This is a genomic window from Flavobacterium sp. CF108, from assembly GCF_900129795.1.
Lineage (GTDB): Bacteria > Bacteroidota > Bacteroidia > Flavobacteriales > Flavobacteriaceae > Flavobacterium.
The window spans coordinates 20,419-43,865 of the sequence record NZ_FQWW01000011.1; the positions used below are offsets into that span (position 1 = coordinate 20,419).

The window sequence follows — 23,447 nt, forward strand, 5'->3', positions numbered from 1 at the left end:
AACTGCTTTTTTTTGTTTTTAATCCACTTTTACTATTTCGTCATAAACTTTGAATTTTAGGTTTGTGATATAATTTATTTGTTCTAAAACATTCTCTAATGTTGCGTCTTTCTTAATGAATACCGTTAACGGCGCTGCTAATACTTGTTCATTATTATATTGAAATGAAACCCCGTATTTATATTGTAAAATGGTGATAACGTGTTTAAGTGTAGTCTCGTTCAGCGTCACATCGGTATTGTACCAATTGACCAAAAATGATTTATCAGCCAGTTGTTTCGTCAGTTTTTGCGATTCAAACAATGCTTCTTCATTTGGAACTAAATCAACGCTCTGCCCTTTTGAAGTAACATTTACTTTTCCGGTTACAACAATGACTTCACATTTTGATTTTGATAACTGAATGTGAAATGAAGTTCCGACAACCTTAGTCTGAACTTCGCCAGAAGTAATTATAAAAGGATGTTTTTTGTCTTTAGCAACTTCAAAAAAAGCATTTCCTTTTAACAAAACGACTTTTCTTTCGTCGCCTTCGAATTTTTCAGGATACTGAAATGATGAGTTTGCTGCCAGATAAATTTTCGAGCCGTCACTTAATTTGATAGATTTGGGATTCGATGACGTTTTAAATGATAATTGTTTTTCTTTTGCAAAATCAGGCTTAAAGAAAAAACCTAAACCAGCAAGAAAAAGAATACTGGCAGCCGCCATATATTTTAGGTACGGATTGAATGTTTTCTTCTTCACCATTCGAAGTTGAATTCCGTCGTATATATTTTTAGAAACTTCAACAGAATTTCCCATTGAAGATTCATCCCAATTTGAATTTTGGTATTCGCTTAAAGCAAAATTATTCAGCAGATTTTCTTCTGCCTCTGAAGTTTTATTTCGAGAACTTTTATCTATAAGATATTCTAAACTATGTTTAATTCTTTTTATCATAATACTTATTGTTACCTATAAGTACCGAAAGTTTAAAATCGTACTATCCGGAAATATTATGAAACCATTAACAGAAAGTTATCTTAAAAATTTTGCTTAAAAAAGATAATTGGAGCTATCCAGGCCAGATCTTTCAAGCCTTCGCGTAATTGTTTTAAAGCCGATGAAATTTGGTTTTTCACCGTTTGTTTTGAAATCCCAAGTTCTTCTGCAATTTGATCAATTGACATATCCTGAAATTTATACATTAATAAAACCTCTTTTCTTTTCTCCGGAAGCTGGTCTAATAAGGAATAAAGTAAATCCATTACTTCGGGATCAATTGACTGAAAGTTGTCAATAATGTAATCTTCAAATTTATCTTCCATAATCGTCTTATCGAAACGATTATTTTGATAATGTTTAAAGATCTGATTTTTTACCGCTCTGAATAAATAAGGTTCGATTGCATTAATGTTCAAATCGTCTTTTCGTTCCCATAAATCAATAAAAACATCCTGAACAATATTCTGCGCCAAGTCTTTATCCTGAGTCATCGTATAGGAGAAGGCATTGAGTTTCTGCCAGTAATCAGTATACGTTTTTTCAAAAATTTCAGGATTCTTCATTGGTTATTTTAATCACATTAAGTGATGTAAAATAAGGAAATGTTATACCAATAGTTTTTGCCTGAAAGTTATCTTTAAATTAAATTTTGAATTGTTTTGTTTTATTAATACTACGATTTTCGGGCAAAAATGATAATCGATTTGCGATTTCTTTTCGTTTAGCTAACACAAAAATTAAATTGCGGCGCTACATTAGTAATCTCTAAAATGCAATTCTCTTTTGCTGCGTCTCCATACTTTTTAATCCTAATTTCATCTAAAAATCATGAAACAAATTTTGTTTGCATTGCTTTTTGCCGGGACAGTACAATTGAGTCAAGCGCAAAATGAGAATTTAAAAATCAACCAGATACAAGTTATCGGTTCACACAACAGTTACCGCCATAATATCGAACCTGACTTATTCAATTTCATTCAGGCAAAAGATACTACACGTTCGCTGAAAGGTTTACAGTACACACACATCAGTCTTACAGATCAGTTGAATAAAGGTTTACGCCAATTAGAAATTGATGTTCAGGGCGATCCTCAAGGTGGAAAATTTGTACATCCAAAAGGTCTTGATATTGTAAAATCACAAGAAGCTTACGATCCAAATGGAGAAATGAAAAAACCGGGTTTTAAAGTTTTTCATATGATTGATATCGATTTTAGAACTTCTTGCTACACGCTTCAACGCTGTCTTGCTGAACTAAAAAAATGGTCTGACGCAAATCCTGATCACGTTCCTGTCTTTATTACTTTAGAGCCAAAAGACGATGATAGCTATTTGGGAACAAAAGCAGAGAAATTCACATCTGAACTTTTTGATGCTTTAGACAAAGAACTTCGTAAAGGTTTAGGAAATAAACTGATTACGCCAGACATGGTTCGTGGAAAATACAAAACGCTGGAAGAAGCGGTTTTAAACAACAACTGGCCAACGCTGAAAAAAGCAAAAGGTAAATTCTTGTTTATTTTGGATAATAACGGAGCAAAAAGAGATTTATATGCTTTAAATCATCCGTCATTAAAAGGTCGTGCGGTTTTCATTAATGCTGAGCCTGGAAAACCAGAAGCAGCAACGATTTTCAGAAATAATCCAGAAGATGCTTCAATAGCTGATTTAGTTAAAAAAGGCTACATTATAAGAACGAGAGCCGATGCTGACACTAAAGAAGCAAGAGCAAATGATTATACGCATTTCAACGCTGCAAAAACGTCAGGAGCACAAATCATCACTACCGATTATTACCTGCCGAGTACTTTCTTTAATTCTCCTTATCAAATTAAATATGATGATGGGACTTATGTAAGAGTTGATCCGGTTAATGGTAAAAAATAGTTTCAAGTTTTATTTGTTTCAAGTTTCAGGTTCCTGTTGGAACTTGAAATTTGATTTTTTTTTCACATAAAGTATGTCATTGCGAGGAACGAAGCAACCTCACTACCAATAAAATAGAAAGTTTGACTTAGCAAATGAGATTGCTTCGTTCCTCGCAATGACACCCATAACAACAAACCCGACAGGTTTTAAAAACCTGTCGGGTTTAGTATTTACGGTTAAAATTACTTTAAACTTTTAACTCCCCCCGTTTTTAAGTCAACTGTAAAATGATCTGCAGGAACTTCATGCATGAATTTGTTAAAGATGACAAGAAATAACTTCATCTGTTTTTGCAAAGGTTTAGAAACATCATCTTTAGAATTCTCTAAATACAGCTTCGATAAAACTTTATAAGCTGCAACTCTTTTCTCTCCAACATCTACAAGAGCCAATTCATCGGCGCTTCTAAAACGGTAAAAGTCTATTAAAAGATCATTTCCTGTCCAGTTGAAATCTTCTTTTTTGAGATTATTTTGAGCTAAAATTTGTTCCGATTTCAATTCAGCTTCACTCCATTCTTTTTGAAACTGAGATTTATTTTTAAGAATAAAATCAAAATCTTTATCGGATTGAATATTTGCCAAAACCAATAAATCATTGGCAGAAACATTCAGAATAAAATCCTTAAAAGCAGAAGGCCAGTCATCAGATAAAAATCTTAATCGAACCAATTCCTTCAAATGGAAATCGGTGAAATCGTGGTAATTTTTAGTTTTCAGAATATCTATATTCCAAATGTCTTTTGCATTTTGACTTTGCAAAAACTGATATTCCATTTTATACAAATCAAAAAGCTCATCAAATCCCTTAACCTCATCAATTGTAATGGTTTGAATATCTACAAGATTATCTTTTTTAATCGTCAATAATTTATAAGCCGGAATATATGCCGCAAGCGACGGCGTTTGAATATTAACCAAAGTATTGCCTTTTGCAGTGGTACGCAATCCTGTATCATTGATGTGCATGTGTCCGCCAAAATGAATCTTCAAACCTGCATCGGCAAAAACCTGCGCTACTTCTTCAACCGGAACTCGGTTTAACTGCCATTTATTCGGACCTAATAATTCTTTTATTTCTGCGGAAGCGTCATCATTAAAATCAATCATTGGAAAATGACTGAAAGCAACCAAAGTTTTTCCGCGAAGTTTGGCTTCCGCCGAAATATCCTGAACCCATTTTATAAGGTGTTTTTTGTTTGAAAGTACATTATTGTAACCTGTACTGGCTTCCGAATAACTTTTAGAATCTTTTGGATCTCCATCAGTTTTCTTCGGAATATAAACATTTCCGTCGATTGCCATTAACCAAAGTCCGTCGATTGGTTCAACGACATAACTCACATCCGGAACTTCAAATCCAGGCGCAACATTATAAACTCTTTTATTTAATTGAGAAGCTTCAACAGCTTTTTTGTAATTGTAGTTTTGGGAATTGTAACTGGCAAAAGGAGTCGACCAGAATTTGTATTTTTTATTCGGATAAAAACCGAAGTTTTGCAGATCATTGGTTATGCCTAAATAACCCATTTTAGCAATATCGGCTGTTATGACAACTGGCTGTTCGATATTCATGTTTGGCTTATACATGCCGTCTTTGCTAAAAATGGGTTGGCTTTTTCCTTCTTTTCCTAAAAAATCTTCTTTTCCCGATTCCTGAGCAAATGGTCCAACCGGATCATGATTTCCGGTCGTTATAAAAAATTCAATACCGCATTTTTTTTGGTACTGATCTAAAATCTTCTTCAATCCGCGCACGTGTATCGGCTGTCCATCATCGGTATAATCGCCCGGAAGTGCAACATATTTTATTTTTCTTTTTGCAATATCTTCAAGAGCGGCGATGAAGGCAAAATAATTTTCATTGAAAATTCTCGTCGAATGTAACTGCGAGGCCATCGTTCTTATTAACGCATATTTTCCGGTTTTGGTATTCAAAACACCTTTAAAATCATTATCAGAGAAGCTTCCAAACAAATCCTGAAGATGAACATCAGATAAAAATGCAACCTGAACGCCGTCTAAATTCTTTTGGTTTTGGGCTGAAATGCTATGATTGAAGATTATTATAAAGAGTATAATTATTGGCGAAGTAAATTTTAAATTCATAGGTTTTAAGCTTTTGCAAAATGGGGAATTTATTAAAAGTAATAAGCAGCAATTTTATCGATTTAAAGATGAAATGAGTTTATGTTATTGTTATCGAATGATAATGTTTTTATTGAGGTTATTTTTTAACGCAAAGTTCGCAAAGGTTTTTCGAAAAGTTCATGAAGATTTTTTAAGTAAGTTTTTAATAAAAACTAAGATCACAAAGCTTTGCGAACTTTATGATAGCTGCGTTCAAAATATTATAAAATCTTAGCGTGCTTTGCGGTAAAATTTTTAACGCAAAGTCCACAAAGGTTTTTCGCTAAGTTCGCTAAGCTTTTTAAAGTAAGTTTTAAATAAACTAAAGATCACAAAGCTTTGCAAACTTTATGTAGCTGTGTTCAAAATGTTATAAAATCTTAGCGTGCTTTGCGGTAAAATTTTTAACGCAAAGTCCACAAAGGTTTTTCGCTAAGTTCGCTAAGCTTTTTAAAGTAAGTTTTAAATAAACTAAAGATCACAAAGCTTTGCGAACTTTAGTTAGCTGTCCTCAGAATGTTTATAAAATCTTAGTGAACTTTGCGTATTTTTTGCGGACTTTGCGGTAAAATTTTAATCATAAAAAAGGCTGTCATTACTGACAGCCTTTACATTAAAACCTAAAATTTAATGTATAAAACCATTATGGCGAAATGGATTATTTCTTTATAAAACGTTTTATTATTTTTTCTCCATCTTTTTCAAAAACAACAAAATAAATTCCTTGTCTCAAATGCGAAACATTTAAACTATTATCATTGCTTTTTTGTGATGAAACTACAGAACCTTGAGAATCTATTACTTTAACATTTCCTCCTGAAACATCTTTTGTAAAGAAAAGCGTTTCTGAAACCGGATTTGGATAAACATTAAATACAACATCTTTAACTTCATCCTCTATAACTGCTGAAGGCGCTCCTGCTCCAACTTTTGTAATTCTAATCCAGTTGATATTCATTCCTGTATTTTGAATATAAATTCCGAAATTATACGTTCCTGCATTTACATTTACAGTTTGCGAAACCGTCTGCCAGTTTTGCCAGCCTCCGGTATTTGGAATATCAACATTTCCTAAAAGAATAGTTCCTCCGTTTAAATCAGATGATAATCTGCCGCCAGTTACGGCACTTGCCACTCTGTATTCAATTAAATAAGAACCCGTAGTTGGGAAATTAATATTGTTATACGCCAACCAGTCGCCCGTTTCTGTGTAGCCTACATTTGAACCTCCGCCAGTATCTGTTGTAGCTTCAACCTGAATACCGCTCATTGCTGAATAATCTTCTGCCTGAATTAAACTAGAAGTCTGAGAAGTAGTTGTGGCAATTAATTTCCATTGTCCACAAGTTTGGTTGTTGTTGTCCCATTGCTGCACATTGGCACCATTTGCAGTACTTGCTCCGGCAACCTCAACGATTCTTCCACTGTGTCTCGCAACGATTTTATAAAAGCCATCGCCTGTAGAAACCAGAATGAATTGCTGATTTGTAGTTCCGTTATACGGATATTGCTCTACACTTACGCCATTTGCTGTATTGAAACCATTTACGTCTAAAGATTGTCCGCTGTGATTTGCAATAATTTTGTACAAACCATCACCTAAATGTGTAAACGTAAATTTTTGATTGTTTCCTGTATTTGCAGTTCCTTGTTTGATACCAGCTCCGTTTGTTAAACTGGCATTCCAAACGTCCATATTTAGGTTACTGTTTCTATTTTGTAGAAAGAAGGTTTGATTTCCTAAAGTGGTAACTCCGTTTGCTAAAATTCGAATCGAACTTACTTTATCATTCCAGGTTGTGTTTAAACATGAATTATCAGAATTAATTACAGTTGAAGCTCCGGTAAAATTATCATCCTGATATAAAATTGCCTGAAATCCCTGCGTAATTCTAAGTGACGAAATATCATCATTTAAAATGCCTAAAGAATTTAAACGTGCCAGATTATAATCGCCAATAGTTAATCCGCCTGAGAAACCTGTATAATTACAATCTTTATAAGCGGTAATTACCCCAGTTGTTGGATTGATATTTCCTCCCGGTGGAATTGTTCCTGTAACCGAATAACTTCCGATAGAACCGTAAGCCGAATATCCACCGCTTCCGGCATTTCCTGCTCCGTTTCCATCAACGCCAACAAAATATTTACCAGCCGGAAGATTTACATTCATAGAAGCATTTAAAGCAAACGGATCAGAATTCCAATACGTTCCCATTTCTGTTCCTGCCGAATTATATAATCTTAATAAAAGATGCAGGTTTCCGTCTCTTGAAACAGTGTTGGCATTTATAGAAACATTTCCGCCGCCAGTTGTAAATGTGAAGAAATCATAGTCAGCTGCACTTGAAATAATTCCATTTTTTTGATTGATTGCTCCACTTGCATTATAATCTAAAGTAGCTGCAGAAGCAGTATTATTTCCATAATCATCGCCGCGATATCCAACTCCAAATTTAGAACCTGCAATTGTCGCTACGTCATCTTGTAAATTGTTAGCAAAATTGTATTCACCTTTACTCCATTGTACAACAGGTCTGTAATATCCAGCACCCATAATTGGAGCCCAAGAAGTTCCGTCTAAACCTACGAAATAATCTTCAGTAGGATTCGTACGTCCGTCGTGACCCAAATCAAAAGTATGTCCAATTTCGTGAGAAGAAGCATCACCACCCGATTTTCCTGAAGTAATAAATACCCAGCAAGGCACATCATTATCCCAGTTAAAAGAACCAATGTAAGCTACACCACCCGCACCCGGGGCCGCAGTATTTGTTGGCGTTACTACAACACGCATTCTTCTGTTTCTTGGGTAGGAATTAAAAACAGCTTCGCTTGTCGTTACGTTTAGATTAAAAGGTCTGTAATCTTCTGAAACTACTTCCCAATGCTGCTGAACTGCTGCATCGCTCATTCCAGAAGCGGCTGCATTAATCGCATTACCATTGTTCCAAAGATTTCCTGCGGGCATATAATAACCATCAAAATCTAATAAAACGCAGCCTGCAGCACCCGGTAAACTTTGAAGGTTTAATAATGCCGGAGCAATTTCTGCCGCCGCTGTTGTTTTATTTGCTGCCTTTGATGGAAGATTTTTATAATCAATACAAACCAAAGTATTAATATCAACTTTTGAAACAAAAGCATTTCCTTGTGCATCAGAGTAATATTTGTAGGCTTCTCTGGTTTTCTTTAAAATAATATGACCTTCAAGAGATTGATCTTTTATTCTAATATAAAAAGAAGATTCTGCAACATTTTTAATTTCTCCAATTAAAAATTCACTTGACTGATCTGATTCTTTATAATTTATTTTTCCGTTAAAGCTTTTGGAATCGGCTGCCTGAAGCAGAATTGTTTTCTCCGGACCTTTTGCAGTTGTTGAAGAAACTAATCCATTTTTTATTTTATTCAAGAATGTTTTGCTCGAACCTAAAGAAGTCTGCGCCGCAGCAAAATATCCTAAGGAAAGAATCAAGAGTAAACTTAACCGAAATCTGTAATTATTTTTCATATAATTGGGGTTAAAGGGGGTTACAATATAGATTGAGTGTTTTTTAATCACATAGAGACATAGATATCTTAATGGATAAAGACTTTTTTACTTGGCATTAGCAATCATAGCGTTTGACGATCACTATGTGCAAAAACTAGTTTTTAAAAACCTTTTCCTTCAAAAGAAAAAATCTATGTTTCTATGTGTATTAAAAAATATTCAATAATAAAAGCACTACTCTTCTCTGCCGAAACAAAGAAGAAATAGTGCTTTTTGAAAACTTATTTTTTAATAAAACGTCTTACCGTTTTGATTCCATCTTTTTCTAATGAAATCAGGTAAATTCCTTTTTTCAAACCAGCAACATTAATGCTGTTGTTGTTTACTGTTTGTGATGAAACTGTAGCGCCGCCTTCAGAATTGATAACGCTTACATTTGCTCCGGAAACTTCTGAACTAAAGAAAAGTGTATCTTCTGTTGGGTTTGGATAAATAGTAACGCTTGCAATATCAGCAGAAGTTTCTGCAGCCGGAGCAGATTTAGCCACTAAACCAGAAGCTGATTTTGTGATTCTAAACCAGTTTAAATTTACTCCCGAAGCTTGAATATAGATTCCGAAATTATACGTTCCGGCATTTACGTTTACCGTTTGCGTAATCGTCTGCCAGTTTTGCCATCCTCCAGTATTTGGTACATTAACAGCACCAAGCTGAATTGTTCCGGCATTTAAATCAGATGATAATCTTGCTCCGTTAACGGCACTTGCCACTCTGTATTCAATTACATAATTACCAGATGTTGGAAAGTTAATATTGTAATATGCCATCCAGTCTCCTGTATCAGCATAACCTACATTTAAACCTCCGCCAGTATCTGTTGTAGCTTCTGTTTGAACACCGCTCATTGTATTATAACTTTCGGCTTGTATTAAAGTTCCTGTTCCAGGAGGATTACTTCCAGTAATTACCTGATTGATGGCTGTTAATAATGATTTAGAACCTGTTGCATCCTGAGATAATTCCCAAATCATAACTCCGCCTGCGTTTTGAATCGCAAAAGTTGTTTTTGCTTTGATTGTTGGAATTCCGTTATAATAGATTGTATTTGCAACCTGATCCTGATTTTCTGCTCCCGGATATTGAGCTACGATATTAGCATAAGAAATTCCCTGATTTGCTGATGCTCCAAAACCATATCCGTAAAATGGTAATCCAATAATAGCTTTACTTGCAGGTAATCCTCTTCCTGTCCAGTAATTAAATTGGTTTACAGCCATGCTGTATGGAGAATGTTGTCCCGGATTATTTGGCTGCCATGGACCAGTTGCATCGTATGCCATGATATTGATCCAGTCATAAGCAGCAAAAGTAGATGCAGGTACATTTGCACCACCATATCCTTCTGAAAGCGCTGACGAAATCAATTTACCATTGGCATGCAGTTTATTCGCCAAGGCAATAACAAATCCGCCGTAATCGCCGTTAATTGCCGGACCTTCTAAATCTACGTCGATTCCGTCAAAATTGTGAGCGACCACATAGTCGTACAGTTTTTGAATAAAAGCGGTACGGTTTCCCGGCGTAATTAAATTAAAATAATTGTCACGAATAGCACCGCCTTCAGAAATGGCACCTCCCCCAAGGGAAACAAAAACTTTAACGTTTTGAGCATGTGCAGTATTAATAATGGCATTATTTCCAGAATTAAAACTTAAATATCCGTTTGCATCAGGATTTTCGAACGCAATATTAATGTGCGTTAATTTACTGTACTGGATAGTTCCTGCTAAAGCATTTAGATCAACCCAGTTCGGGACATAAGCGATTACTTTTTTCTGCTGGGCCGCAGCTAAGTTAAAAACACCCAACACTAAAATAATAATGCATTTCTGCAGCATTCTTCGGTAATTGTTTTTCATAATAAATTGTTTAATAGATTAATAAAAATTTGTAAATATTGGGGGAAATGAAAAATTTTAGATTTTAGATTGCAGACTTTAGATTTTAGATCGGAATTTGGCTGTGCCAAATTTCAATTAATTGATTTTGTAAATCAATCTAAAATCTAAAGTCTGAAATCTAAAATTATTTCTTGATGAAACGTTTGATCGTCTGTTTACCATCTTTTTCAAAAACAATAAAATAAATTCCTTGTTTCAAATGCGAAACGTCAAAACTGTTGTTATTGATTTTTTGAGTTGCTACAGTAGACCCCGTTTGTGAATCGACTATTTTTACGCTTCCGCCAGAAAGATCTGTCGTTACATAAAGTGTATTTTCTACCGGACTTGGATAAACATTTAAAGCAATTTCTGCCGGTTCTTCTGCTGGTTGAACCGAAGCTGTTTTAGCAGCTGCGCCCGCGCCAACTTTAGTAATTTTAATCCAGTTGATGTTCATTCCGGTATTTTGAATATAAATTCCGAAATTGTATGTTCCTGCATTTACATTTACCGTTTGTGAAACCGTCTGCCAGTTTTGCCATCCTCCTGTATTTGGAATATCAACATTTCCTAAAACAATGGTTCCTCCGTTTAAATCAGATGATAATCTGCCGCCTGTAACTGCACTTGCCACTCTGTACTCAATTAAATAAGAACCTGTTGTTGGGAAATTGATGCTGTTATACGCTAACCAGTCGCCTGTTTCTGTATAACCTACATTTGAGCCTCCACCAGTATCTGTAGTTGCTTCAACCTGAATTCCGCTCATTGCTGAGTAATCTTCGGCCTGAATTAAAACTGAAGTCTGAGAACTTGTTGCCGGAACTAATTTCCATTGTCCGCAAGTCTGGTTGTTATTATCCCATTGCTGAACAATTGCGCCAGAAGCTGTACTTGCTCCTGCAACCTCAACAATTCTACCGCTGTGTCTTGCTACAATTTTATAGAAACCATCGCCTGTAGAAACCAATACAAACTGCTGATTTGTTGTTGCATTGTATGGATATTGCTCTAAACGCGCGCCATTTGCTTTATTGAAATTATTGATATCTAAAGACTGACTGCTGTGATTCGCAATAATTTTGTACAATCCATCGCCTAAATGTGTAAAAGTGAATTTCTGATTGTTGCCTGAATTCAACGCACCTTGATTAATTCCTGCTCCGTTAGATAAACTTGCGTTCCAAACGTCCATATATAAACCGCTGTTTCTGTTTTGTAAAAAGAAAGTCTGGTTTCCTAAAGTTGTAGTTCCGTTTGCAAGGATTCTGATAGAAGTTACTTTATCATTCCAAGTTGTGTTTAAACAAGAATTATCAGAATTAATTACTGTTGAAGCTCCGGTAAAATTATCATCCTGATATAAAATCGCCTGATAACCCTGCGTGATTTTTAATGAAGAAATATCATCATTTAAAACGCCTAAAGTATTTAAACGAGCCAAGTTATAATCTCCAATAGTTAATCCGCCAGAGAAACCTGTGTAGTTACAATCTTTATAAACTGTAATAACATCTGTCGAAGCCGGAACCGAAGGAACCGTTCCTGCATAACCTCCAAAAACTGCAATTACTTTTGTTGGCTGCGGCGAATGCAATGATGGTGACTGATCTGCAACATCATCATAAGCAAAACCATAAGCTAAATTATCAATGCTGATTCCCGGTAAATGCCAGAATTTAGAATAATGGTTTGTTGGGTTTACCTGATAATATTTTGAAGCATCATACCAGTTTTGCTGTCCTGGATTTGCTGTTGTAGTGTTTACAACGTGTCTATTAATTGCAGCTGTTAATTGTGCCTGAATAACAAGATCTAAATCTCCGTCGACTAATCTTCTGTCCAGAACACCTTTTCCTTCAAGTGCTTCCTGAGTACTTGGTCTGTATTGAACTCTTCCTGTACGGCCAACAAATCCTCCAGATTGCCCAACCATTTCAAGCTGTTCGCCAATAACTCTTCCTTTAAAAACTCCGGCATCTCCGGCATAAAAAATTAAATCTTCATTTTTATATTTATTCCAAATAGCGTCGATATAAGATTTTAAATAATTGGCTTGCGGCCCAACTGTTGTTCCTCCTGTTCCATCTGCAAAAGCTGGTGTTTTTGACGGAGCTGTAATTTCACCTGTTGTATTGTTAACACAGCCTTGAAATTCTGATGGAACATTGGCTTTAAAAGCGGCAACAATATCAGCGTGGTTTTTTAATTCTCCAACTTTCTTTTGATATCCGTTTGCACCAAATAATTCCAATCCCATTGGATATTTATATGAATCTACTCTTGAAGGATTTCCGAAGAAACCATATTGATTGTTCGTTAATTCGATTATTTCATATAAAATTCCCTGATTTGGATCTGTTGCATTCAACGGATTTGGCGATGTATATCCCGAAGGAGCTCCATTGGCACCAAAAAAGTAAAAATACAACTGCGAACCTTTAGAAATAAAAACCCTGCAGCCTGCAATTAATGGCAGTGTGAAAGTTTTATTTGGAATTTCGCTCAGCTTGGTAAAACAAGCTGCGTATTTTGAATTTTGTCCCGGTCCGGTATTTCCTCCAATTGTTGGCCCCGTAACGGTATTGTAAGAAGAACTCATTGGTAAAACCTGACTTGTTTTGGCATTTACCCAAACATGGTTTCCGGTGGTATAATCAATACCAACAATAGCTACATACAATTCATTATCATTAAATGTAGAAGTATTACTGATCGTAAAAGGAATTGCTCCCTGCCCGAACATAAAATTTGAAAACACCAGAAACAGTGCTGTCAGTAGTGAAAATCTTTGAAGTTTATTTTTTTTCATATCTAAATAATTGTGGGTTTATGTAAATAGATTCTAAACTGAAGCCATGTTCTAAACAATGACTTTTTAATCATCCGTCAGGTGCAATTATTTGGTGCTATCCATTTAAATTTAATTCCAGCTTACAATTGAATGAGAGGGTTTATTTTAAAACAAACTACACCCAACGGATTTTTAATTATTTCTTAATTAGCTTTTTTGTCCAGCTTTTTTGATCTGATTTGAAATTCAGAATATAAATTCCTTTTGTCAGTCTGCTCAAATCAATTACGCTTTCACTTGCTTCTTTCTCCGGTTTATTCTGAAGAACCAGCGTTCCTGAATTGTCATAAATCGTGATGATTTTATTATCTAAATTTTCAGGAATGGCAACTTGAATGTAGTTACTTGCGGGATTTGGATAGATGGCAAAAACAACACTTTCAGGCGCACTTTCTTCAACTATAACATTTGCTTTTTTAGCTGCAGAAGCAGATCCGTAGGCTTCAATTTCATATAATGAATATCCGTAAGGAGCCAAAGCTTTTGTTGTACATAAAATACGCAGGTATCTTCCTGTTCCGCTTACGGTTAAATCATCCGTTCCTCCATCGCTGGCAGTTTGTGTATTGATAGTTTCGTTTTCGGTAAAAACATTATCTGTAGAAAGCTGTACTTTGTATTGCGTTGCAAAAGCTGCTTCCCATTTCAATACTATACGATTAAGGTTGTAGTTACTTCCTAAATCAACATAAATCCATTCTGTCGCATTCGCAAAAGAACTTGCCCATCTTGAAACTGTTCCGTCTCCGTCTGTAGCTTTACTGGCTGACAATGTTGCATTTTCTTCTGTAGAAGCTGTAGCCGTTTTCGACAAAGCTAAATTTACATTCGGATTTGCTGTGATATTTCTAACAATAACATCGCTGAAAACTCCTGTTCCTAAAGTTCCGTTTGCGTGAGAGGTAACTGCCATTCCAACATAAATGGTATTTGCCATTGCAATTGTTTTTGGAGTTCCAAGTTGTGTCCACGTTGTACCGTTATCAGATGTATAAGATGTAAATACATTTCCTGCACGAACCACACGAACCCATTTTGGAGCTGTTCCCGCGGCAACATCTGCAACCGTTACTCCCGAAGTAGCATTTCTTGATAAAAATTCAACGCCAGCGGCTGGTGTAACATCTGTCATAGCGTGTTTAGAAGTCGCTGTAAGTGTTTCTCTAAACATTACTCCCGCTTTTGCGTATGTATTCGTATTGGTTAACGAATTTACTTTGGCAATAATTTCTGCATCACCAGTAATAGATTGATTTACAAACTGAAATTGATCGCTGGTTTCCCAAATATCCGTTCCAGAACCTTTAATAGTGAAAGTTCCGCTAGAATGTGTTGCTTCGCCCGCTGGTGTTACCGCACCTAAATCTGTACTAACCCATGGTGCAGGTAATCCAACTGGAGTTTCTGTCGAAACTAAATTTAAAGCTCTTAAATTGTCAAAATAATACGTGTTTCCAGAATTTGTTCCCGGCTCGTATAAGAAAACAAAACGGTTTACTTCACTGTCTAAAGTCGAAGCGTCTGGCGTGCTTACATACGTAAAAGTTACGGTATGCCAAGTATTGGTTTGTTTTACAACTCCTTGATAAATACTGTGTCTTCCTACCGGATAATTTGACGGAACCGAAGCACTGCTTTCTGCCTGCCATGAAATAACAGATCCAACCGGAGCCGATGTATAAACATCCATAGCGAATTTTTTAGTTCCGCTTTTGAAATCTCCAATATTGGTTAAAGTCGTATTGAATGAGAAATTATCATACAATTCTGTTGACTTACGAACATATCTTCCAACGTTTGAAGATGTATTAATTCCTGTCGCACTTGGGTTAGCTACGTTTGCTGTATAAGTTCCTATAGCGTCTCTAAATGTAATATTGTGAACAGTTTGATAATCTTCATAAACAACTCCAGGTGTGAATGTATCTGGAAGTTTGGTTGCTCCAATTCTGATATTATCAAAATAATACGTATCGCTTGTAAAAGAACCTGAGTTAAGCAATAAAACCATTTGGTTTACTGCCAAATTCGAAGTTCCTGCATCCGGGCTTGAATTGAAATAGAAAGTCAACGTTTCCCATTGGTTTTGTTTCGTTGTAATCGCAACGTAATTACTGTTTCTTCCTGTTGGGTAATTGGCAGGAAGTGAAGTTGCGCTGTTTTCTAAATTCAAACTTACAACCGTACCAATTGGTGCCGATGTATACACATCAATCATGATTTTATTGGTCTGATTTTTTAGTAAACCAGCATCTTCTATTGTGCTTTGCGTATTAAAGAAAAGTACATCGTATTGTTCAGTTACGTTTCTAACATATCTCGCCACATTTGCAGACGAGTTAACAGCGTTTGAACCCGGATTTGCCACTACAGAATACGTTCCCGTTGTAGTTCCTTTTATAATTTTGTTGATGCCGTCGTAATTCTGCAATACGTCTGTGGCAACAATTGGTTTTTCTGGTGTAGCTCTTGTCAACAGGTTATCAAAATAATAGGTTGCTCCAGAATTTGAATTTGATTCAAAAAGTAAAGCCACATTATTAATCGTTAAAGCGCTTGTATTGGCATCGATAATTTTTTCGAATTCAAACTCAATCGTCTCCCATTTGTTCTGAACTGTTGTAGTCGCTTTGTAACCGCTGTGTCTTCCTAACGGATAATTTGTCGCTGTGGTTACATTGCTATTTTCTAACTGCAGTGAAACTTTAGTTCCAACCGGAGCCGAAGTATACAAATCAAAAGAAATTCTTTTTCTTCCGTATACGTAATCGTTCGCATTGCTGATTACTACGTTTTTGATATTGAAAACATCGTACAATTCAGAAGAATTACGAACATATCTTCCTACCAAAGCCGAAGTATTGATTCCGGTTGCAGAAGGATTTGCTACGGCTTCTGTTAAAACTCCCGTTTTGTTTCCGTAAACAACATTTCTGTTCGTTTGAAAATCTTCCTGAATTTTCTCTACAGGAATTGCAGGTTCTGTCGCTACAGCCAATTTATACGTATTTGCTGTACAGCCAGAAGTTGTTGCTGTTACCGAAACATCTCCGCCTGCAGTTCCCCAATTTACTGTTACAGCATTTGTTCCCTGTCCGGCAGTAATTGTCGCTCCCGCAGGAACTGTCCAATTGTACGTTGCGCCAGTAATAGCGCTTATAGAATAGGTTTTACCCGTTTCGTTTTGGTACACTTTTGCATCTCCGGCAACGCCATATTTATAACTTCCGTCATAAACACGAACGTAATCTACCTGTAATTTTGCAGGGAAATCAGCCGGAACTGGTGCTACTCCTGCCCCATTTACACTTGTATAAGGCGTTCCTGCACTACCAACAGCCAGATTTAAAATAATATAAAACTGATTATCATTAAAAGGCCATCCGCCGTTTACTGTAGTATTTGGAGTTGCGGTGTGAAATAATATATCATCAATATACCATCTTATAAAATTTGGTCCCCATTCTACCGCATACACGTGAAAGTCTGTAGATAAATCTGTTGGAGAACTATAACTTCTACCCGTATAATGATATCCGTTTCCATCATAATGAATCGTTCCATCTACAGATTGTGGGTTTCTGTGTTTGGCTTCCATGATATCAATTTCACCAGTAAACGGCCAGTTTCCTCCAACTGGAAGCATCCAGAACGCAGGCCATGCACCTTGTCCGCTAGATAACTTCATTCGGGCTTCAACCCTTCCGTATTTAAGGGAATACTTTCCTTCTGTAGTTAATTTTGAAGAAGCATAAGGCTGATCTGGAAATGCGCCATTCGGCTCGTATTTTGCCTGAATGTTCAAATAACTGTTTGCGCCTTCTTTTACAATTGTCGCCTGATTTGGGTCGTAACGCTGAGCCTCAGCATTTCCGAATCCGCAAAGTGCCGGACAACCGTTTCCTGAAATACTCTGCCATTTGGTTAGGTCGACAGTAGTACCGTTAAATTCATCTGACCAAACCAATGTTTTACATTGTGCCTGGACATTCAAAATTGGCAGCAGCACAAATATCGCCGCAGCCAAAAATCGTTTAAAATAATAGAAATTGTCTTCCGGTGGTCGGCCGAAAAAAGGGTCATTTTGATTCATTTTTTTTAGTTTTTTGTTAGTAAAGTTTATTACCGCAACAAAAACCTATTTTGCAGAAATGGGTTCTTATTTTAATAATAATCCCACAATATTAACAAATAAATCAGGCTACACTTACATTTTTGAGTACGGTTTGACTACGGTGATTTAAAAAAAATGAAGAAAAAACGCGTAAAACTACTTAGGATTTTACATCACAATAAAAAATTAAAAATTCAGAATGAATTCTGTGATATTTGCGTCAGACGGAAGCTGTAATTTTTTTCGAATTCTATATCGGGTATCTTCAACTCCACGAACAGAAATTCCTAAAAGCGGAGCAATTTCTTTTGTATTAAAGTTCATTCGCAGATACGCACACAATCGCATATCGCGAGGAGTCAATTCCGGATAAGTTGTTTTCATCCTCTGCATAAAATTATCATGCAATTGATTGAAGATTTCCTCAAATTCGTTCCAATGTTTATCACCCTGCAATTCGTGATCGATCAGTTTGTTTATTTTGGTCAATAAACTAAAGTTCACATTCGGGTCGTTTTTCTTATCCATCTGCCCAATCAATTCTTTTATCGAAAGCAGAATTTCATTTAAATGAATAAGATTCACGGTATTTGAAGCAACTTTGGCATTTTTAAGATTTATCGTAGTTTGAAGGTTTTCGCGAACAATAGCCATATTTTCCTGTTCCAATGTCAATCTTTGTTCGTTAAGTTCTGCACGGCTGCGAAGCAGTTCTTTTTCCTGATTCAGAATTAATTGCTGACGATCACGTTCTGCCAGAGATTTTTGATATCTAATAATAAAATAGATCACAACACTATAAAGTATTAAATACAAAATATAAGCCCAGATCGTTCTGTACCAAGGCGGTAAAACTTCAAAACGAAAAACCGCTTCTTCGCTTACGACATCATAAATGTTTTTTGCCCTTACATGAAAAACATATTCATTTTCAGGTAAGTTCGTATATTCTTTTTCCGTCTGAAGGCTGTATTCTGACCATTTTGGTTCAAAACCTTCCAGCCAGTATTCGTATTTTGTGGCATCGGCTTCATCATAAAAAAGAGATGAAAAAGAAAAATGAAGCGCATTATGGGAATGCGATAAAACATTGGAAATTTCTTCACATGCCTCTTTTGTTTTATTTGGAAGCACATCAAATCGGCTGGAAAATAACAGACTGTCTTTCGGAAAAATACATTTAACCTCTGAAATTACCGCTTTATATTTTGTTTGATATTGCTTGTTTTTAATAGTGTTATAATGAATTAAACCATCCTGCGTACCAAAAAACACATCGCCGCTGGCTGTGGTTTGAATATTCTCAAAACCCGGAACGTATAAATATCTGAGTTTTCTAAAAGGCAGTTCTTCAACCTCAAAACTTCCATTTGGGTTTTTAGTTATTTTTCCTGTGTTTTCTCCAGAAACGTACCAGATATTATCCTGATTATCCGATTTTAATAAGCGAATATGGTTTTCCATTCCAAGATATTTCCTGAAAACGGGTTCGGGAATCATTTTCTTCGAATGAGAATCTTGTTTGTAAACTCCTTTTGTTGTTCCAAAAAGAATCTGATCATCAATTTTAAAAGTATTCAAAAACAAACTCGACGGAAAACCATTCTTTTGATTGTAAAACTCCACTTTTGAAACCGCATCGAATATTTTATTAAACTGAATTTTATAAATGCCTTTGTAACCGTGAGCAATCCAAAAATCGCCGTTTTTATCGGTTTCGATAACACGGCTGCTTTCTTCAAAACCTTTTATTTTATTTTGATAAGACCACGTATTATTTATTTTTTTGAGAAGATACATTCCGTTATAGCCGCCCACGATCAATAAATCAGGATGATTAGGAACCAATATTCCTTTCCAAGCTCCATCTGTTTTTGCCAATAATTTTGCCGAATTACCGGAAACTTCAAAGATTCCGTTTTTTTCGAAAGCCAAAAGTGAGCTTCCAAAAACACCAATATTCCAAACATTTTCAGACATTCCTGAAACGTGCTGAAAGTTTGCATTTTCATGTTTTCCGTTTTTATAAGAAAGCCAATCCATCCAAAACAAACCGTTGTCTGTCGCGATATATAATTTATTCTGATAAATCTGACTGCAGTATATTTTGGTTTCTGAATTTGAAGTGTCTAAAACTCTGGATAAAGGCGAAGAAATTTGAATCAGCGAAATTCCTTCCTTAAGCGTAACCCATAAATTGCCTTCTTTATCAACCTTTAAATTAGTTACATAATCATTTTGCAAACCCATTTGTTTGTTGATATGCTGAATCAAACGTCCCGAACCATCTATGACTATCAACCCCGATTGTCTAGTTCCAATTCCAAAATATCCATCAGAAAGCTGAATACCTGTAGAAATTTGATTTTGCTTTAAAACATTATCTGCTTCTGTTACAAATGGCTTTAGCTGATTATCTTTAAAAGTAAAAAGTCCGTTTTTTTGTGACAGTACTAAAAGTCCGTTTTTGGTTTGAAAGATTTTTCGAATCTTCATTCCGGCAAATTGATCACTGTTTGTAATCGCAGTTAAAGCATTGTTTTTTAACTGCAATAAACCTTTTGCATTGTCCAAAACATAGATTTCCTTATTGACTTCAAAGAAATCATCAAATTTTACGTTAGACTTTACAACCTTGATTTTATTGTTTTTGTAGATAAAAATTTCTTCATAAGAGAAAAAAATCACTTCATTATTTCGGATAACGGTATGCACAACATCACCAAAATTTCGCGCCGATTCCGGAAGTAATTTTACTAAAGAGGTGTATTGGTATTGTCCATTAGGTAATTGAATGACATAGCCAAAATCGCCCTGTGCGCCCACATACATTTTGTCTTTTTTGTCGATGGCAAGCGAACGAACCATACTTTTATTTTCCGGCTGCGTTACAATGCTCCAGCGCACACCGTCAAACTGCATAATCCCGAAATGATTGGCAAAAAACATCATTCCCTTAGAATCCTGTAAAACATCCCAGTTTTCGGAAGCCGCTTTATACGTTTTCGGATTATAATTGGTTATAAAAGGAACTCCAATTTTTTTAATCTGCGCCTTTACAATTGGAGGAACGAGTATTATCGATAAAACTAAAATTCTAATTATACATTTCGTCATTTTGTTTCTGTCTGTAGGTTATTGTGTGATTTTTGGGAATCACATTTTAGGAAATTGACTCTTGGGGAAAGCCATTTTCCAGGCAAAAAACATTCATTTTTTAAATGTATCAATAACAATTATTCATTATTATCAAACCAAAATAGAGAATGTCGAAATTCAAATATATAAAAATTTATTTTAATGCAACAAATTACAATTTAATCAAACAAATTAGTAATTGTAAGAGGAAAATTTCAAAACTAACCTTGTCATTGCGAGGAACGAAGCAATCTCACTAACAAAGAACACCGATTGATTTAGCACGTGAGATTGCTTCGTTCCTCGCAAAGACCAATCTTTGTCGATCTACGAGTGCGATTCCTCGTTCCTCGGAATGACAAGATTGCGGATATGCTTTGTGTGCCTTCGACTTCGCTCAGGCTGACAACTTAAATACTTAATCTCACGCTCCCGCCATGTCAGGCTGAGCGAAGTCGAAGCCCTCTCAGTGTGACTAAACCCGACAGGTTTTAAAAACCTGTCGGGTTTAACGGGACTTTAAATCTAAAATCTAAAATTCCAACATCTCACTCAACTCCTCATAACTATGAAAAAGTACCGCACCTTCTTCCTCTAAATCAGCATTGTTATAACCATTAGCAAAACCATACACTTTAAATCCTCCTTGAATTCCAGCTTTTACACCCGCTTTGCTATCTTCTAAAACAACACATTCTTTTACATCAAAACCCATTTCTTTGGCTGCAAATAAAAAGATTCCCGGATCTGGTTTCCAACTGCTGATTTGGTAAGAGCTGAATATCTTATTTTCGAATTTATCCAATAATCCAGCAACCTCAAGATTTAATCTGATTTTATCAACCGGCCCGCTCGAAGCTACGCAATACGGAATCTTTAATTTTTCGATAAACGAAACTACACCTTCCATTGGTTTAACCTTCGTTTTAAAAGCCTCAAAACTTTTCTGGCGGTAATCTGATTCAAAAGATTCGGGAAGTTTTTGATCAATTGCTTCTTCAATATGTCGGAAACAGTCTTTTAAATTGCGGCCGTTAAAATTGCGATAAGCATCTTCAAGTTCCATTTCAAAACCATGTTCTGCTGCCATTTCAAGCAAAATTCCGTTACCAATTTTTTCTGTATCGACTAAAACCCCATCACAATCGAAAATAATACCTTTAACTTCCATATCTTATTTTAAACTTTAATTAATCTGATCAATTCAATCAGATGACCAAAATGGAAATTACAAAAATTAATTCAAAAACTACTTTTGATTTATAACGTAGCCGAAATTTTAGAAACCATCTGAATTATAAAATCGGCTTGTGCAGGATTTATTTTCTTTAAGGCTTCGGCAGTTTGAAACCATTCGCCTCGGTCTACTTCGGGAAAACTTTCTAATTTACCGGATTTCGGTGGCCATTCCATTTCAAAGTCATTACTTTTTATCAAAGTTTCATCCACGTCAAATTCAACCGCCCAGGCATGAACAATTTTACCCGATTTTAGTTTTACGTATTCCAGTTTAATAAAATCACCATCGACCTCAAAACTCGTTTCTTCCTTAAACTCGCGTATAGCAGCGTCAAGCGGATCTTCATCATCTGTAAATTCACCTTTTGGAATCGACCAGCTTTCTAAATCTTTGTTTTTCCAAAGCGGCCCGCCCGGATGCACCAGAAAGAAAAAAATAGTCTTGTCTACAAACTTATACAGTAATATGCCGGCGCTTTGTTTCTTCATGAGTCTGTTATTTATTTTTTCAAAAATCTAGTCTATAAATATCGTTATACTTTTTGGAATATCAGGATTTAATTATGGTTAACCATTTGACGGTAAAGCATTAGTATTCCGTTTTCATCCCTTTTCCAAAGATTAATGCTTTTTCCGGTTACAATTGCCCTTCCCTTTTTATTGTCCCACGAAACATCGACATAATAATAACCGTACTCAATAACAAAATTCTTTACAGGAATAATTCTGCTTGCTTTAATAGATATCGAATCAATTGAAACTCCATTTGGTTTTTCGTGTTCAACGAAATACGGTTTAATATTTTCAAATCCAATAAACATTGGCGTATCGTATGTTAGGTAAATGGCATCTTTTGTAAAGAATTCAACCGCATGTTTTTCACCTTCTCTTTTCGTTACAAGTTCGGCAATACGCTGATTTCGTTTATTGACTTCATCCTCTAAAGACTTTTTTACAGCAGGTTTTGGCGTATCACTTTCTTTTGTTTTTATGGAAGCAAAATTAGTTCCGTCAATTGCTTTGTTTGCTCCCCAGATTTCTGATATTAAAGTGAGTTTACCGTCTTTTCCTATTTTCCACACATTCAAATATTTTCCATCATAAACCAGCGCCCCGCCTTTATCGTTTACCGCATCAATATTGAAAGTTCCAATTTCAATTCCGTAATTATCAATCAGCTGAACTTCAAAAATATCTCGTTTATAAGCATTGATCTTAAAATTAGAAAGCCATTGCTCATAATAGGATTTTATATCTTCTTTTGTATATAAGGCTTTATGATATTCGGGCATGCAAACAGGCGCTTCATCATCATAATACTGCACTATAATAGTATTGTCATTATGCAAAAAAGAATCTGCTATCTGGCTGTTTACGGTTTTTAGTTTTTCTTTTAACTGCTCCGTATTTTTAATATTTTGTCCTTCTAAATTCGTAAAAACCAAAAAGAAGAACATAATGGATAAATATCTATTTTTCATGCTTTTAGAATATTAAAATTGACCTCTTAAAAGTAGAAAAAAAATACTTATATAAAATTCACAATCAATGATTTGTACATTATTACTCCATTTATGTATTTATGATGCCGTTTAGATTTGTATTTTTATGAAATAAA

12 protein-coding genes are annotated in these 23,447 nt (G+C 35.5%); 1 reads left to right on the forward strand and 11 read right to left on the reverse strand.

The features are described 5' to 3' along the window. Positions 1–18 precede the first annotated feature (18 nt). Both BUE10_RS22465 and BUE10_RS22470 read right to left on the reverse strand, forming a co-directional pair. The gene (locus tag BUE10_RS22465) at positions 19–942 is read right to left on the reverse strand and encodes a FecR family protein (protein ID WP_073489224.1); all 924 of its coding nucleotides are present in this window, start codon (positions 940–942) and stop codon (positions 19–21) included. A gap of 83 nt (positions 943–1,025) precedes the next feature. Further along, a complete protein-coding gene (locus BUE10_RS22470; RefSeq protein WP_073489226.1) occupies positions 1,026–1,550 on the reverse strand; it encodes an RNA polymerase sigma-70 factor in 525 nt (174 codons plus the stop codon). Between the two features lie 265 nt (positions 1,551–1,815). Here BUE10_RS22470 and BUE10_RS22475 point away from each other — a divergent pair, with 265 nt between their 5' ends. Then, positions 1,816–2,874 (forward strand): phosphatidylinositol-specific phospholipase C1-like protein, encoded by a 1,059-nt coding sequence (locus BUE10_RS22475; RefSeq protein ID WP_073489228.1) that lies wholly within the window; start codon positions 1,816–1,818, stop codon positions 2,872–2,874. Positions 2,875–3,098: 224 nt separating this feature from the next. Here the strand turns inward: BUE10_RS22475 and BUE10_RS22480 are convergent, their stop codons facing one another. The 9 genes from BUE10_RS22480 to BUE10_RS22525 form a co-directional block, all read right to left on the reverse strand. After that, positions 3,099–5,024, reverse strand: a complete 1,926-nt coding sequence (locus BUE10_RS22480; RefSeq protein WP_073489229.1) for a metallophosphoesterase family protein — start codon at positions 5,022–5,024, stop codon at positions 3,099–3,101. A 679-nt stretch (positions 5,025–5,703) separates the two neighbouring features. After that, complete coding sequence (locus tag BUE10_RS24315) at positions 5,704–8,559, reverse strand: RICIN domain-containing protein (protein WP_234984792.1); 2,856 nt, start codon at positions 8,557–8,559, stop codon at positions 5,704–5,706. Positions 8,560–8,822: 263 nt separating this feature from the next. Then, positions 8,823–10,460 carry a glycosyl hydrolase family 18 protein gene (locus tag BUE10_RS22495; protein WP_073489233.1) on the reverse strand — a complete coding sequence of 546 codons (1,638 nt, stop codon included), beginning with the start codon at positions 10,458–10,460 and terminating at the stop codon, positions 8,823–8,825. Positions 10,461–10,626: 166 nt separating this feature from the next. Beyond that, a complete protein-coding gene (locus BUE10_RS22500) occupies positions 10,627–13,296 on the reverse strand; it encodes a beta-1,3-glucanase family protein (RefSeq protein ID WP_073489234.1) in 2,670 nt (889 codons plus the stop codon). 178 nt (positions 13,297–13,474) lie between these two features. Then, a complete protein-coding gene (locus BUE10_RS22505; RefSeq protein ID WP_073489236.1) occupies positions 13,475–17,431 on the reverse strand; it encodes a family 16 glycosylhydrolase in 3,957 nt (1,318 codons plus the stop codon). A 207-nt stretch (positions 17,432–17,638) separates the two neighbouring features. Next, entirely contained in the window at positions 17,639–20,569 is a 2,931-nt protein-coding gene (locus tag BUE10_RS22510) for a triple tyrosine motif-containing protein (protein ID WP_073489238.1), read from the reverse strand. A 553-nt stretch (positions 20,570–21,122) separates the two neighbouring features. Then, positions 21,123–21,761 carry an HAD family hydrolase gene (locus BUE10_RS22515; RefSeq protein WP_073489240.1) on the reverse strand — a complete coding sequence of 213 codons (639 nt, stop codon included), beginning with the start codon at positions 21,759–21,761 and terminating at the stop codon, positions 21,123–21,125. 89 nt (positions 21,762–21,850) lie between these two features. Next, positions 21,851–22,318: an NUDIX hydrolase gene (locus BUE10_RS22520; RefSeq protein ID WP_073489242.1), complete on the reverse strand. Its 468-nt coding sequence runs from the start codon at positions 22,316–22,318 to the stop codon at positions 21,851–21,853. Positions 22,319–22,386: 68 nt separating this feature from the next. Further along, positions 22,387–23,310 (reverse strand): YybH family protein, encoded by a 924-nt coding sequence (locus BUE10_RS22525; RefSeq protein WP_073489244.1) that lies wholly within the window; start codon positions 23,308–23,310, stop codon positions 22,387–22,389. Positions 23,311–23,447: the final 137 nt, after the last annotated feature.